The 13,035-nt window shown below is 59.1% G+C and carries 11 protein-coding genes; 6 read left to right on the forward strand and 5 right to left on the reverse strand.

The annotated features are described in order from the left end of the window. Positions 1-12 precede the first annotated feature (12 nt). Positions 13-129 carry a helix-turn-helix domain-containing protein gene (locus ABNH18_RS14885; protein ID WP_349383592.1) on the reverse strand — a complete coding sequence of 39 codons (117 nt, stop codon included), beginning with the start codon at positions 127-129 and terminating at the stop codon, positions 13-15. Positions 130-239: 110 nt separating this feature from the next. On the opposite strand from ABNH18_RS14885, the gene ABNH18_RS14890 reads away from it, so the two are divergent. The 4 genes from ABNH18_RS14890 (at position 240) to ABNH18_RS14900 (ending at position 3,041) form a co-directional block, all read left to right on the forward strand. After that, positions 240-995 carry an SDR family oxidoreductase gene (locus ABNH18_RS14890; protein ID WP_349383593.1) on the forward strand — a complete coding sequence of 252 codons (756 nt, stop codon included), beginning with the start codon at positions 240-242 and terminating at the stop codon, positions 993-995. Positions 996-1,072: 77 nt separating this feature from the next. Then, entirely contained in the window at positions 1,073-1,327 is a 255-nt protein-coding gene (locus ABNH18_RS14895; protein WP_349383594.1) for a hypothetical protein, read from the forward strand. Between the two features lie 116 nt (positions 1,328-1,443). Continuing rightward, positions 1,444-1,671 (forward strand): TMEM175 family protein, encoded by a 228-nt coding sequence (locus tag ABNH18_RS16935; protein WP_502876791.1) that lies wholly within the window; start codon positions 1,444-1,446, stop codon positions 1,669-1,671. 134 nt (positions 1,672-1,805) lie between these two features. Further along, positions 1,806-3,041: a PQQ-dependent sugar dehydrogenase gene (locus ABNH18_RS14900; RefSeq protein ID WP_349383595.1), complete on the forward strand. Its 1,236-nt coding sequence runs from the start codon at positions 1,806-1,808 to the stop codon at positions 3,039-3,041. Between the two features lie 131 nt (positions 3,042-3,172). Here ABNH18_RS14900 and ABNH18_RS14905 read toward each other — a convergent pair whose 3' ends face one another. After that, complete coding sequence (locus ABNH18_RS14905; protein WP_349383596.1) at positions 3,173-5,926, reverse strand: hypothetical protein; 2,754 nt, start codon at positions 5,924-5,926, stop codon at positions 3,173-3,175. 293 nt (positions 5,927-6,219) lie between these two features. Between ABNH18_RS14905 and ABNH18_RS14910 the strand changes: the two genes are divergently transcribed. Further along, complete coding sequence (locus tag ABNH18_RS14910) at positions 6,220-8,190, forward strand: CocE/NonD family hydrolase (protein ID WP_349383597.1); 1,971 nt, start codon at positions 6,220-6,222, stop codon at positions 8,188-8,190. Between the two features lie 304 nt (positions 8,191-8,494). Further along, on the forward strand, positions 8,495-9,697 hold the full coding sequence (locus ABNH18_RS14915) for an MFS transporter (RefSeq protein WP_349383598.1): 1,203 nt from the start codon (positions 8,495-8,497) through the stop codon (positions 9,695-9,697). On the opposite strand, the gene ABNH18_RS14920 is transcribed toward ABNH18_RS14915, so the two are convergent. The 3 genes from ABNH18_RS14920 to ompR all read right to left on the reverse strand — a co-directional run bounded on the left by ABNH18_RS14920 (position 9,691) and on the right by ompR (position 13,020). Continuing rightward, positions 9,691-10,263 carry an outer membrane beta-barrel protein gene (locus ABNH18_RS14920; protein WP_349383599.1) on the reverse strand — a complete coding sequence of 191 codons (573 nt, stop codon included), beginning with the start codon at positions 10,261-10,263 and terminating at the stop codon, positions 9,691-9,693. The genes ABNH18_RS14915 and ABNH18_RS14920 overlap by 7 nt on opposite strands. A gap of 653 nt (positions 10,264-10,916) precedes the next feature. Continuing rightward, positions 10,917-12,236 carry an ATP-binding protein gene (locus ABNH18_RS14925; protein ID WP_349383600.1) on the reverse strand — a complete coding sequence of 440 codons (1,320 nt, stop codon included), beginning with the start codon at positions 12,234-12,236 and terminating at the stop codon, positions 10,917-10,919. A gap of 73 nt (positions 12,237-12,309) precedes the next feature. Continuing rightward, a complete protein-coding gene (gene ompR, locus ABNH18_RS14930) occupies positions 12,310-13,020 on the reverse strand; it encodes an osmolarity response regulator transcription factor OmpR (protein WP_007150894.1) in 711 nt (236 codons plus the stop codon). Positions 13,021-13,035: the final 15 nt, after the last annotated feature.

Consider the following 13,035-nt stretch of genomic DNA (forward strand, 5'->3'; position numbering starts at 1 on the left):
CTCGACCTCCAGCTACTTGATGGCCGTAGACACCGTAGAACGGGGAATTTCCAGGCTTCCCGCTGCCCGGGTAAAGCTCATGCAATCCACTACCCGGACGAAAATATTCAGTCTTTCGAGACGATCCATAACTTCCTATTGTTCGTTATTTTCGACATATGCTGTCAGATTACACCGGTTTATGCCGCAGCAGAACCTGCCGACAATACCCGGACCCTAAACAAACAGGAGCAAGACTGATGACGGACTACAGATTCAAGGACAAGGTAGTGCTGATTGCCGGCGGGGCCAAGAACCTGGGCGGCCTGTTGAGCCGGGAAGTCGGCCGCGAAGGGGCCAAAGTGGTGGTGCACTACAACAGCGATGCCACCCGTTCCGATGCAGAAGACACCGTCAAGGCGGTGAAAGATCTGGGCGGCGATGCTTACATGACCCAGGGTGACCTAACCCGACCAGCCAATGTGGAAGCACTTTTTCTGGAAGCCAAAGAAAAATTCGGCGGCATTGATATCGCCATCAATACCGTGGGCAAAGTGTTACGCAAACCGATCGTGGAAACCAGTGAAGATGAATACGATTCCATGTTCGACATCAACGCCAAATCAGCCTATTTCTTTATCAAGGAAGCCGGCCAACATTTGAACGACAACGGCAAGATCGTCACCGTTGTCACCGCCCTGCTGGCAGCCTTTACCGATGGCTACTCTACCTACGCAGGCGGGAAATCACCGGTAGAGCACTTCACTCGAGCAGCCGCCAAGGAATTCGCCGAGCGAGGCATTTCCGTGACAGCCGTGGGCCCGGGCCCCATGGATACGCCGTTCTTCTACGGCCAGGAAACCCCGGAGCGAGTGGAATTCCACAAATCCCAAGCCATGAACGGGGACCTGACTAAAATCGAGGACATTGCCCCCATTATCCGTTTTCTGGCAACAGACGGCTGGTGGATCACCGGCCAGACCATCTTCGCCAATGGCGGCTATACCACCCGATAACCCATGGGCGGCTGGCCTATGCCAGTCGCCCATGCAATGATATTCAAGTGCTAGAAAATACCCTAGACGAGGTTCATATGCATACAGTGATGATCATTACTGCCGGCCTGATCCTTTTTGCCATTCTGGCTCTCATGACCAGAAAAATAGAGCCGCTCCGCCCCCATTATTTTTTTGCTTTTACTGTCCTTTGGTTTGTCGGGGCAGCCATTAACATGGGCGTCGGCATTGCCCATGCCGGCTATTCATTTATGGCTGAGCTACCAATCTTTTTTGTGGTGTTCCTGGTGCCGGTGATTGTCGCCGGCCTGATAAAAAGAAAACTGCCCTGAGGCGAAATATTCGCCATAGATACACATCGGCTTGAAACCCTGAGCGATGGCGTACTGGCCATTGCCATTACGTTACCATCATGGTGTTGGAGCTAAAAACCCCAGACTAACCTGGCTTGGCGGGCTTACTTTCCGTTGCTCCAATCTTTCTCTCCTATATCCTCAGCTTTATTTATCTGGAAATTCACTGGAATAACCACCACCATCTTTTCATGGTCTGCCGAAGGGTCACAGCCCCCGTGTGTGGGCCAAGCATGCACCTACTGTTCCGGCTGTCGCTGCGTCCGCTAGCAACGGATTGGCTTGGTATCAGTCACTTTGCCAGCCCAGCCTCCGCGACTTAGGGTTTCGTGTTATTCATGGCCGCCGTTGCCTACATTCTTCTGCTGCGCTGTATGCTAGCCACCTATCCAGACTCTGCCCCGCTCAGGCAGCATTCCGGCTCTGGAGCCAACGCATTATTCAGCCCGACGAGGCGGTGGCGGACATCACCACACTGGACCGTGCCAGTGTCCGGCCGGACCACTGCCGGTTTTATCTGTCACAGCCCCATGGCATGCTTTGGAGCATACTCAACCCGGAGCCTGCCGCCATGCGCCCTGCCACTACCGCCGTTCTGTCCAGCCTTGTCCTTACTGCCTGCGCTGACACCGCCGCCACCCTGGAACCTCAAGTTAACAGCCGTATTACCGCCACCGAAATCACCAGCGGCCTGAACCACCCTTGGTCGCTGGCCTTTGTGTCTGACGACGAATGGCTGATTACGGAACGGCGCGGCACCCTGCAGCGGGTTGTGGAAGGCGAGCTGCAAGACACCCCCGTGGACGGTGTACCGAAAGTCGTGGCCTCCGGTCAGGGTGGGTTGTTCGATGTACTCCCCCACCCGGACTTTGCCCAGAACCAGCGGTTATACCTGAGCTATGCCAAACCCTGTGGCGACGAGGGGGGCACCACCGCCGTGGGCTACGGCACCTACAAAGCCGGCACCCTGAGCGACTTCCGTGCGGTGTATGTGGCAGAGAAATCCTGCACCAATACTGCCAAGCATTTTGGTGGCCGCATCTTGTTCGATAACGACGGCTACCTGTTTCTCACCATTGGCGACCGCGGTGAGCGCGAGCGCGCCCAGAATACGCAGGACCCCGCTGGTAGCGTCGTGCGCCTGCACGACGATGGCCGCATCCCGGAAGACAACCCACTGGTTGGCCAAGCTGACAAGGCCACCGAAATCTGGAGCTGGGGCCACCGCAACCCCCAAGGACTGACCCTGCATCCGCAAACTGGCAGCCCCTGGCTGAACGAGCACGGCCCCCGCGGTGGTGACGAAATCAATGCGGTGAAACCGGGCATCAATTACGGCTGGCCGGTGATCACCTACGGGCGGGAATATTACGGCCCCGGTATTGGTGACACCGAGAAACAAGGCTACGCCCAACCGCTGCTGCACTGGACGCCTTCCATCGCTCCTGCCGGCATGGCCTTCATTACCAGCGACCGCTACCCCGGCTGGAGAGGTCACACGGCAAACGGGGCGCTCAAGCTTCAGCACCTGAACTTGGTGGCATTTGACGGGGAAAAACCGGTCAGCGAAACCCGGCTACTCGGGGACCGCGAGCAGCGCATCCGCGATGTGCGCCAAGGGCCAGACGGCTACCTGTATCTACTCACTGACAGCAATGATGGACAGCTGTTGAAGCTAAACCCGGCAGAATAACGACACCTCGCCCATCAGGGTAAAACATGCCCAGGCCGGAGTTGTACGCCTGACGCTAAACACCACGCAGCCTGCCCCACCCCTGTTGCATCAGGCGTGGAGCGTCCAGCGTCCGGCTTTCCTGCACCCCACTAAAAAGCCAGCGACGTTACCGCCTGAAAACTGTGTTCACTGGTGATGCGGTCATCATCGGTGTAGGCATATTCAAAGGCGAAACGCAGCGGCGCACGGTGGAACAACAGCAATTCCAGATCCATGCCGACAATGGCCTGATTCAGTTCCAGCTCGGCGGCACCGAAGTCGATATCGTAACGACGATAGCGCAGGTGCAACGCCTCACGGCGCAGAGACAGCGGCACCTTGAAGGAATACCACGGCAGGTTGATCACCTTTGACACACTGGCTTCGCCCGCGGTCACTTGTTGCGCATAGTAGCTATTATCCAGGGCCGGAATCACGATCCGCGACGGGTCGTTGGCGATAAAATCCTGCGCCTCTTCCAGCTCTACCCCGCGCCGCATTCCCTGATTCACCGCAGCATCACTGCGCGAGAACTGGCCACGGGCACCCAGATAAAATTCCGCGGGCAGATCCGTCATCACGCTCAAGGTGCCGCCATAGCTGGTGTCATCACGATCCCCCACCTGATAACCGCTGATGCCCACATGCTTGTTGGGCAGGAAACTGTTGCCAAAACGAGTGGTGCGACTCAGGCTCCACTGCCCGGCCAGGGGCTCACGCTCATCCAGCTGATAGTCCTGATACCAGGTACTTGCCAGTTCGCTGTACCAATAGCCGGACTGCAACAAGGGCAGACGCAGCTCGGCACTCAGTCCGTGGTTTCGTGTTTCCTGCGTGGGCGTGTCCCGATCCAGCTGATCATCCAGCACCCAGTATTGTTTCACCCCACCGATAAGGAAAAACTGGTTGTTGCTATACCCCAGCCCCGCCAGTTCGCTCAGGTCTTGATCGCGGTAGCTGAACAGTGACACTTCGTTCTGCTCCAGCGGATCGCTAAAACGGACCTGCACGTTGTACAGGGTGTGCAACTGCGTTTCGTCTTCCCCTGAGTCGTCGTCCTCAGACAGAAACGACAGTGACAGATCCGTGCCGCTATAGCGCATGGCACTCCAGGAGTGATAAGGGCGATCCAGCGACAACGATTGAGGCTCACTGTTAGTGGCCAGGTTATCGGCCTGCCCAGCGGGCAAGTCCCAACGTAACTGGCGCACATGAGGCTCACCGGAGCGAGGTTGCAACGGCTTCAGGTAATAGCCGTAATGGTCCGCCTGAATGACCGCCGCCAGCACCCGCTCATCATCCAGCAACCGTGCCGCCACGATGTCATCTTCCGCCAGCACCCGGCTAACCCCGCCTCCCGCTTGCGTGCGGTAGAGGGCAGAGCCATGCTCACTGTTGGCCACGAACAACACGCGCCCCTGGCTGTCCACATCCGCCACCACGCCGTAGTACCCCGGATAACGATACAGCGCCGTGCGATTGCGATAGAGAATACGTTTCGCCCCTTCCTGCACGAAGTAATAAAGATCGTCTCCGTGAACCTCCACGGAGGAGTTCACCTGGCCATAAAAATCATCGCCTACATAGAGTTGCGGCTGGTCATAGGAGCTGGCCACATCAAAATACACCGGCTCTCCGGATGACATAAAACCCTGAACAATCCGGCCACGGGTGTCCTCTTTCAGGTGGGCACTTTCACTGTAGAGCCCCTGGTAGATTCGCCACGGTGTGCTGTAGGCACTCGCCATGGACCAGGTCTCGCCGTCGCGGCGAAACAGTTCGCCGCCTCGAAAGGTAGAACGCTGCTTGTCTACTTCGCCTGTCTCTCGATCCAGCACCACATGGTGTGGAGCCCGAACATCCTGCGGGCTCGCTAGAAAAAATATATCGTTATCGTCACTGTTCAGCGCCGTAAAATATTTCGAGGTCAGCAAAGGCTCGCCCGCGGACATGACTGCCCTGTCTGCCTGCTGCGCCTCATGCTCTGCCCAGTCAGCAAAGGTGTTGTCGAAATTGTTACCGATGGCCTTTTGCAGCGGCGCATTGGTGACGAAGGGAAAGTACCAGTACCGCGAGCGCGCCTTGAAGTACCGGTTGGTGGCATCCAGTCCGTACTGATCGGCGAGGAAATACTGGTAGTGGCCGCCCAGCACATAGCTGCTTTCGCCATAGGGGAAATACAGCGTCTGGTTATAGGCCCGTTCCGGGGTCAGGTACCCGGCTTTTGCCTGGGCAAGGACCAACGCATCAAACCGGCCACTGTAGAGACGCCCGCCATTACCATGACGGGACTCATTAAGCACCGCATTGCCTTCCAGCATGAACGATGACTCGAACACATTAGGGACAATCGCCGGAAAAAAGGGCGTCACCAGGGTGCCATTGCCCAGCACCGAATGCAGCGCGCTGGACACCCGGTTGTCCTTGGCGTTGAGCTGGTAGTTATGCGCAGTCTCGTGAAACAGCAAGGTATCGAGCCAGGAGGTGGTAGAAAAATAATCCACGGCAGACGCGCCGCCCACATAGTTGATCTGGCGATTAAGAGGAAACTGGGTGGAGAAACCGTTGGCGATTTGATTGTTGTCGGAGATCAGCCCCACATACAAGGGCGCATCCATCCGATAGCCAAAGCTGGCTTCATATTGTGGTTGCAGTTGCCGCTCCACACCGGCGACGTGTTCGGCAAACGCCTGATTTTTTTCGGTGAAAATCAGTTCGGTATTACGCACCGACGCCTTGTAGTAAGGCTGATCATGAGGAACCACCGTGGGGTTACGCTGTACCAGTGGTTCCGCCACGGCCCCTGCTGACATGGCCGCCCCGACAACCACCCCAACCAACCACCACTCGCCCCGCTTGTTCATCAACGCTCTTCCCTGTTGTTATCGCCAGTCTGGTTGTTATTCGCCTTGCCATTGTGCCCGGCTTGTCTTCCTCTTCACCAGCACCCCCGTCACGCACCGCACCGCAAACGAATCACCCCGCGGCACCACAGGCAAGCCCGATTACAGTCCGTCACAAAAGCCCCAGTTTCTTTCACGCTTGGGCACCAAGGCACCCACAGATTTGCACTGCCGTCCCGCTTACTCTGATACACCTATAAAAAAATGTCTCGCTCCGTGGCGAGCCACCATCATAACAACACAGGGACCGCACCATGCCCGCTTCACCCTCAGCACGCCTGAATGGCCGCACCCTGATCGTTATTCTCCTTGGCCTGACACTGCAGCTGACCGCTTGCGGCGGAGGAAGCGGCAGCGCCCCGACCGTTGCCAATACGCCCAACACCCCCAACGCCAACACGGGCGGCAACAGCGATGACGATACCGGTAACGATGCTGGCGAGGAGGAGAGCACACCGGTGAACCTGGCCTGGAGCGAGCCCTACCAGCGCGACGAGGAATACCCGAACACCGTCAACCTGCCCCAGCAGCTGATCACCATGCGCGACGGCATTCGTCTGGCCGCCACCGTCACCCTGCCCGCGGACGAAAACGGCAATGCCATCGACGGCCCATTTCCGGTGGTCGCCACCTTCACCGGTTATAACCAGGCCCTGGGGGCCATCGGCGCCGCCGACCCGGCGCTGGTGAAAAGAGGTTACGCCTACATCATTGTGGATCTGCGTGGCACCGGGGCAGCGGAAGGCAGCTGGCAGGCATTCAGCCAGATTGACCAGGACGATATCGGTGAGTTGCTGGACTACATCAAGGTGCAGCCCTGGAGCAATGGCAGCATTGGCATGAACGGCGCGTCTTACATGGGCATCACCGGCCTGCTGGCCGGCGCCCAGGAAGACCCGGCGGTGAAAGCCATTTTTGCCATCGTGCCCATGGGCGATGCTTACCGGGATATCGTCTTCACTGGCGGGCAGATCAACGCAGGCTTTATTCCCCTGTGGGTTACCCTGGTCACCGGGCTGGGCATTATCCCCACCCCCGCCGGCCTGGATAACGGCGAACCGGGCTATTACCTGACCACACTGCTGCAACATCTGCAGGGGGCGGTCACGGACTTTCAGGTCCCCGTGGTGGGCGGTGCACTAATCGGCGACGAAAACAAATACGACACCGAATTCTGGCGCATTCGCTCACCGCTGGAACAGATCGACAAGATCACCGCGCCGACCTTTGTGGTGGGCGGGTTGAATGATATTTTCCAGCGCGGCGAGCCTCTGATTTATGAAGGCCTGAAAGACCACACCACCGCCAAGCTGCTGATCGGCCCCTGGGAACATCTGGATGGCTCCTCCGGTGCCGGCTTGCCCGCCGATGGTGTGCCGGCTCTGGGCCCTATCCGCCTGGCCTGGTTTGATCAGTACCTGAAAGGCATGGACACCGGCGCGGGGGATTACCCGCCGGTGACCCAGTACTACACCGGCGAAGAACGCTTCGTCACCGCCGCCGACTGGCCGCATCCGGACGCGCAAGCGGAAACCTTTTATCTCCACGGCCAGCCCGGCGCCCCCTTGTTCGGCAGCATTTCGCACAGCGCACCAACCACCAATAAACAGACCAGCCTGCTGCAAACCCCGGTTAACGGCTTGTGTTCCGCCAGCGCCAGCCAGTGGACTGCCGGCGTGCTCGGCCTGATCCTGCCGCCCTGTTCAGCACAAGACAACGTGGTCAACCTGCTGGAAGCGGTGTACACCAGCGAACCGCTGGAAGAAGACATGGCCATCAATGGGCCGATCACCGGGCAGATCTGGGCGTCCACCACGGCGCTGGATACCAATGTCACCGTGCGCGTCAGCGTGGTGGGTGACAACGGCATTGCCCGGCCGCTGACCCACGGCATTCAAATGGCCTCCATGAGTGCCTTTGATGCCAACAAATCCCGCTTCATGAACGGCAAGCTGATCCAGCCCTGGCACCCGTTCACCGCCGAATCCAAGCGCAGCATCTCCCCGCTGACCGCCTTCCGGGCCGATGTGGAAGTGTTCCCCACCAGCGCCCTGATCAAGGCCGGGGAAAAGCTGCGCATCAGCGTGGGGACCAGCGACCTGCCCCATGGCCTGAGCCCGATCCCGGATCTGCTCACCAGCCTGCTGGGCGTCATGACCGTCTACAGCGCCCCCGCCATGCCATCGCGGGTGAATATTCCGCTGGTGCCGGCAAGCGTGCTCTAAGCTGCTGGACGCAAAATGCCTAACGCCTGACGCTTTCATTCAAAACCGGATTGCACGGCAAGCCTGCCTGCAGGCTTGCAGGCAGGCATTCGGCGTCCAGCGTACGGCAACGTGCGAGGCATGCGCGACAAACCAGGTCAACTGCTGGAAACGTGATATTCCCTCAAATCCGCGAAGAACCCTTTTTATTCGCACTCCGGTCCCTGAGCTGTTTCCTGCCATGCTAGAATGAACCCTGTTCAAATTCGACAGTCTCAGCCTACCCATTCGTCTCCAGCCACGCTTTCATTTCCAGGATACTTGTATGCCCTCCGACTCTGGTCGCCTGCTTCGCCTGTCTCTCGCTCTCGCCCTGGGCGGTTTCGGTATTGGCAGCGGTGAGTTCGTCATCATGGGGTTAATGCAGCGCGTCGCCACCGACCTGCACGTGCCGGTACCCGATGTGGGTTACGCCATCAGCAGCTATGCACTGGGAGTGGTGGTTGGCGCCCCGTTAATTTCCGCCCTGGCCGCACGAGTGCCCCGACGAGGTCTATTAATTGTCCTGATGGTGGTGTTTGCCGTGGGCAACATGGCCAGCGCCCTGGCCACCGATTTCTGGGCCTTCGTGGGCCTGCGCTTTCTCGCCGGGCTGCCCCATGGCGCCTACTTTGGCGTGGCGGCACTGGTAGCCGCCTCGGCGGTGCCGTATCACATGCGCGCCCGGGCAGTGGCCCGGGTAATGAGCGGGCTGACCATCGCCATCGTGGTCGGCGCCCCACTCGCCACCTGGGCGGGCAACCTGTTCGGCTGGGAAGTGGCTTTTATCGGTGTGGGTGTGATTGCCCTGTGTACCGCCCTGCTCATCCGCCTGTGGGTGCCCGCCCAGGCGCCGGACCCGAACGCCAGCCCGCGCCGCGAGCTCTCCGCCCTGGTCAAGCAGCGGGTGCTGTTCACACTGGGGGTTGCCAGCATCGGTTTCGGGGGCATGTTCTCGGTATTCAGTTATGTGATGCCGACCCTCACCGAACAATCCGGCATGGCGGAAAGCTGGGGCCCCATGGTGCTGATGATTTTCGGCATCGGTACGATCATCGGTAACTTTGCCGGCGCCCGCGCCGCGGACGGCAATCTGCTGCGCGCCATACCGCGCATTCTGATCTGGTGTGCGCTGATTCAGGCCGGCTTCTACTTTGCCGCTGATTGGCCCTTGCCCGCTATCCTCTTCGTGGGGCTGGTAGGCACCAGCATGGCGCTGGGCCCGGCATTGCAGACCCGATTGATGGATGTTGCCGAAGACGCCCAGACCATGGCCGCCTCCATGAATCATGCCGCGTTCAACCTGGCTAATGCGCTGGGCGCCTGGCTGGCCGGCGTCACCATCAAAATGGGCGCACAGTGGTCCGCCACCGGCCTGGTAGGGGCCGCCCTGGCCATCGGCGGATTACTGATTTTTCTGGCCGGCCGCAGCCTGGAAAAACGTCATGCCGACGCTACCGGGCTGCCGACGCAGACTGACGCTCAATAACGGAACAGGTAACCCACGTTAACGGTGGTCAGGTCATTGTCGTCGTCATCCAGCTGCAGCCATTCCACGGTCAGCGCATTGCGCTCATTGAGCTTGATGGACGCCCCCATGCCGTAGGACGGATCGCTGGCGGTGTCTTCTTCAGTGTCGCCGCCGGCCACGGTAATCTCCCGCTTCACCGAGGAGTGCCCCAGCAACACATAGGGGGACACCGGCAAACGGTAGCTTAGCCCCATTTTCAGATACCCCCCCACCAGCCACTGTGGGTCTACCGTTACCCGGGCGCCATCACGGCCGCCTTCATCATCGCTGATGCCATAACCGAGACGCGCCTCCAGCGCGATCAAGGTACTGTACTGCCAGCCCCACACCGCCTGCGCACTGCGTGGCTGCGCATCGTCACCGGTGGCGATCTGCTGGTCGAGCAGGTTGTACTGCACGCCCACATAGCCGGTTCGCAACGGATCATCACTGGCCCGCAGCGGCGCACTGACAATGACACCCATTGCGCCCAGCATGGCCATCCCCATGCGCACTCCGAAGACTCTTCGTTTGTTTGTTGTCATTACCGCTCCCTGGATTAACGCTGGACGCCCGACGCTAGAAGTTAGACGCCTCACGCCTGAAAGCTTAGATCAAAACCGCAAAAAGAGCAGCGATGATATCGCTTCCGGCTTCAGGCATTTTCTTTCTGGCGTCGAGCATGAAGCGTCTGGCGTCTGGCATCCAACAGGACCTCCCAAACGAAAAAAGGGCCGCACAGGCGTACGGCCCAAAACCCCTCGCGGCACATAGGCAGCGACAGGTTATCGGCATTCACCACACAAACATTAACCGAGCACGGTTAACACGCGTGAGAATCAGCGGATAGCATCTGACTGGAAATACAGGTCATCGTGGCGGCCGCCACGCGGTGAGGATATTCATAAGGCGCTCTCCCAAGTCCATTTGGTTGGCCCCGCTGCATGCATGTCGTGCCCGCTTCTTGTCCCATTCACCTGCTCACGGTTGTGTTCCTTAAACAGGTTGGCAATGGCATCAACAGCATATCTCGCAACAGGACTCAGTTTTTCATCGTTATTGTTCGCTGTCTGTCGTTCTTTGTGCCAGTTACCCATGCCAGTAACTGCGTACTAGCATGCACCGCCCCCCCACGCCGCAAACCTTGCGCCAGCGCACATTCCAGCCCACAGAATGTGGTTTTTTGTTACCGTCGGGTCTATCTCACACCGGCGGATAAGGGCTCGGGTTGCACAAATTTACCGGTTACCGGAAAACGCACCTCAACCAACAGCCCACCGTGCGGGTGATTCGCCAACTCAATTTCACCATGGTGCATATCCACAATCCGTTTCACGATGGCCAAGCCCAGGCCACTGCCACTAAGGGTGCGCGCCTTTTCCCCCCGGGAAAACGGCTGCAACAGCAACGGGATATCTTCTTCACGCACACCGCGGCCGTGATCACGCACTGTCAGCACCACCTTGTTTTCGGCAACCACGGTGCGAATCTCCACCGGTGAGGCGCCATATTTCAAGGCATTGCCCACCAGGTTGGCCAACATCCGCTTTACCGTCAGCCGTTTGAGCATCAACCGGGGCAAGTCGTCCAGCTCAAAACGCAACTGTTCCGGCGGGTACTTGCCTGCCACTTCCTCAATCAAGCCGTTAAGGTTTTCAAAGTCCGGCTGTTCATCCGCGCCGTCACGGATAAAGGAAATAAACTGGTCGAGAATGGCATCCATGTCTTCAATATCTTCGACGATACCTTTGGCCAGTTCTTCGTCCTGCATGAATTCTGCCGACAACCGTAACCGGGTAAGTGGCGTGCGCAGATCGTGGGACACGCCGGCCAGTAACAACGCCCGATCCCGCTGGGCATGCTGCAGGTCACTGGTCATCCGGTTGAAAGCGGCGTTCACCGCCTGGATTTCTTCCGGCCCAATGGTGGTATCCAACACCGGCACCGCCTCCCCGCGCCCCACTTTTAGCGCCACTTTGGCCAACCGGCGCAGCGGTAGATTCAATCCCCGGGCAATCAGCAAGCCGCCGATGATGGCGAGCAGGGGCACGGTCACCCCCCAGCCCAACAACAGGTAGCGATCGTAATCCCGGAAGAACGCCATGGGCACCCGCACCCACTGCTCACCAAACGACGGCGCATTCACCCACAGAACCGGTTGGCGGTTATCTTCCAGACGCACGGTCACCGGCTCTTCCAGCATGCCTTCCAGTTCTTCCTGAAAACGGCCTACTACCGGGCGTGACAGCAGCATGGTGCCATCGTGAAGTTTCTCCGGAATCGCCACCGTAATACCCGTGGCATTACCCAGCCGGTCGGCCAGGTCCGCATCCGCCGCCGCCCGCGAATCATCAAACGCCAGCTCCGCCTGCAACACAGTCAGGCGAGCATATTCACGGATACCGGGCAGGTAGGCATTACGAGCGAAAAACCACAGGGTCAGCGCCTGACTAATACCAATCACCAGGCCCACCACAATGGCGGAGCGAACAAAGGCTGTGCGGGGATAGAGTGTCATCAAGGCAGCTTACACGCTGCATGCCTCACGCAACACGCGCGTGGTGCGTGAAGCGTGGTGCATGCTGCGTCTCTTAATCAGGCACAAACACATAGCCTACGCCCCAGACGGTCTGGATGTAGCGTGGCTTGGAGGGGTCGTCTTCGAGCAGGCGGCGCAGGCGCGAGACCTGCACGTCGATGGAGCGCTCCATGGCCGACCATTCGCGGCCCCGGGCCAGGCTCATCAGCTTGTCACGGGTAAGCGGTTCGCGGGGGTTCTGCAACAACGCCTTAAGCACGGCGAATTCGCCGGTGGTCAGGCTTTGCGGATCACCGTCACGGGTCAGGGTGCGGTTGGCCAGATCCAGAATCCAGGGACCAAAGGTCACTGACCCTTCCTCTTTGCTCGGCGCCCCCGGCAGCTCGCGCACATGGCGGCGCAGCACCGCGCGGATACGGGCATCCAGTTCCTTGGGGTTAAACGGCTTGGGCAGGTAGTCATCGGCGCCGGCATCAAGGCCTTCGATACGCTCGGCATCATCGCCCTTGGCGGTGAGCATAATGATCGGCATGACGTTCTCAGCCTCACGCAGGCGGCGGCAGATGGACAGACCATCTTCCCCCGGCAGCATCAGGTCCAGCACCATCAGGGAATACAGCTCGCGCGACAATGCACGATCCATCTGCTCCGCATCGCCTACCGCCTTGACGGTATAGCCGGCTTCTTCAAGAAACCGTTGCAGCAGGCTACGCAGTCGCGCATCGTCATCCACCACCAGAATCTTGTCTTGTTGTTCGCTCACGGCACCTCCGAAGGT

It is taken from the genome of Alcanivorax sp., assembly GCF_040118815.1.
Classification (GTDB): Bacteria; Pseudomonadota; Gammaproteobacteria; order Pseudomonadales; family Alcanivoracaceae; genus Alcanivorax.

Bases quoted from the DNA above. Each gene is read 5' to 3' on its own strand.
- ABNH18_RS14885 (WP_349383592.1), bottom strand. From the start codon at position 129: ATGGATCGTCTCGAAAGACTGAATATTTTCGTCCGGGTAGTGGATTGC.
- ABNH18_RS14890 (WP_349383593.1), top strand. From the start codon at position 240: ATGACGGACTACAGATTCAAGGACAAGGTAGTGCTGATTGCCGGCGGG.
- ABNH18_RS14895 (WP_349383594.1), top strand. From the start codon at position 1,073: ATGCATACAGTGATGATCATTACTGCCGGCCTGATCCTTTTTGCCATT.
- ABNH18_RS14905 (WP_349383596.1), bottom strand. From the start codon at position 5,926: ATGAACAAGCGGGGCGAGTGGTGGTTGGTTGGGGTGGTTGTCGGGGCG.
- ABNH18_RS14910 (WP_349383597.1), top strand. From the start codon at position 6,220: ATGCCCGCTTCACCCTCAGCACGCCTGAATGGCCGCACCCTGATCGTT.
- ABNH18_RS14915 (WP_349383598.1), top strand. From the start codon at position 8,495: ATGCCCTCCGACTCTGGTCGCCTGCTTCGCCTGTCTCTCGCTCTCGCC.
- ABNH18_RS14920 (WP_349383599.1), bottom strand. From the start codon at position 10,263: ATGACAACAAACAAACGAAGAGTCTTCGGAGTGCGCATGGGGATGGCC.
- ABNH18_RS14925 (WP_349383600.1), bottom strand. From the start codon at position 12,236: ATGACACTCTATCCCCGCACAGCCTTTGTTCGCTCCGCCATTGTGGTG.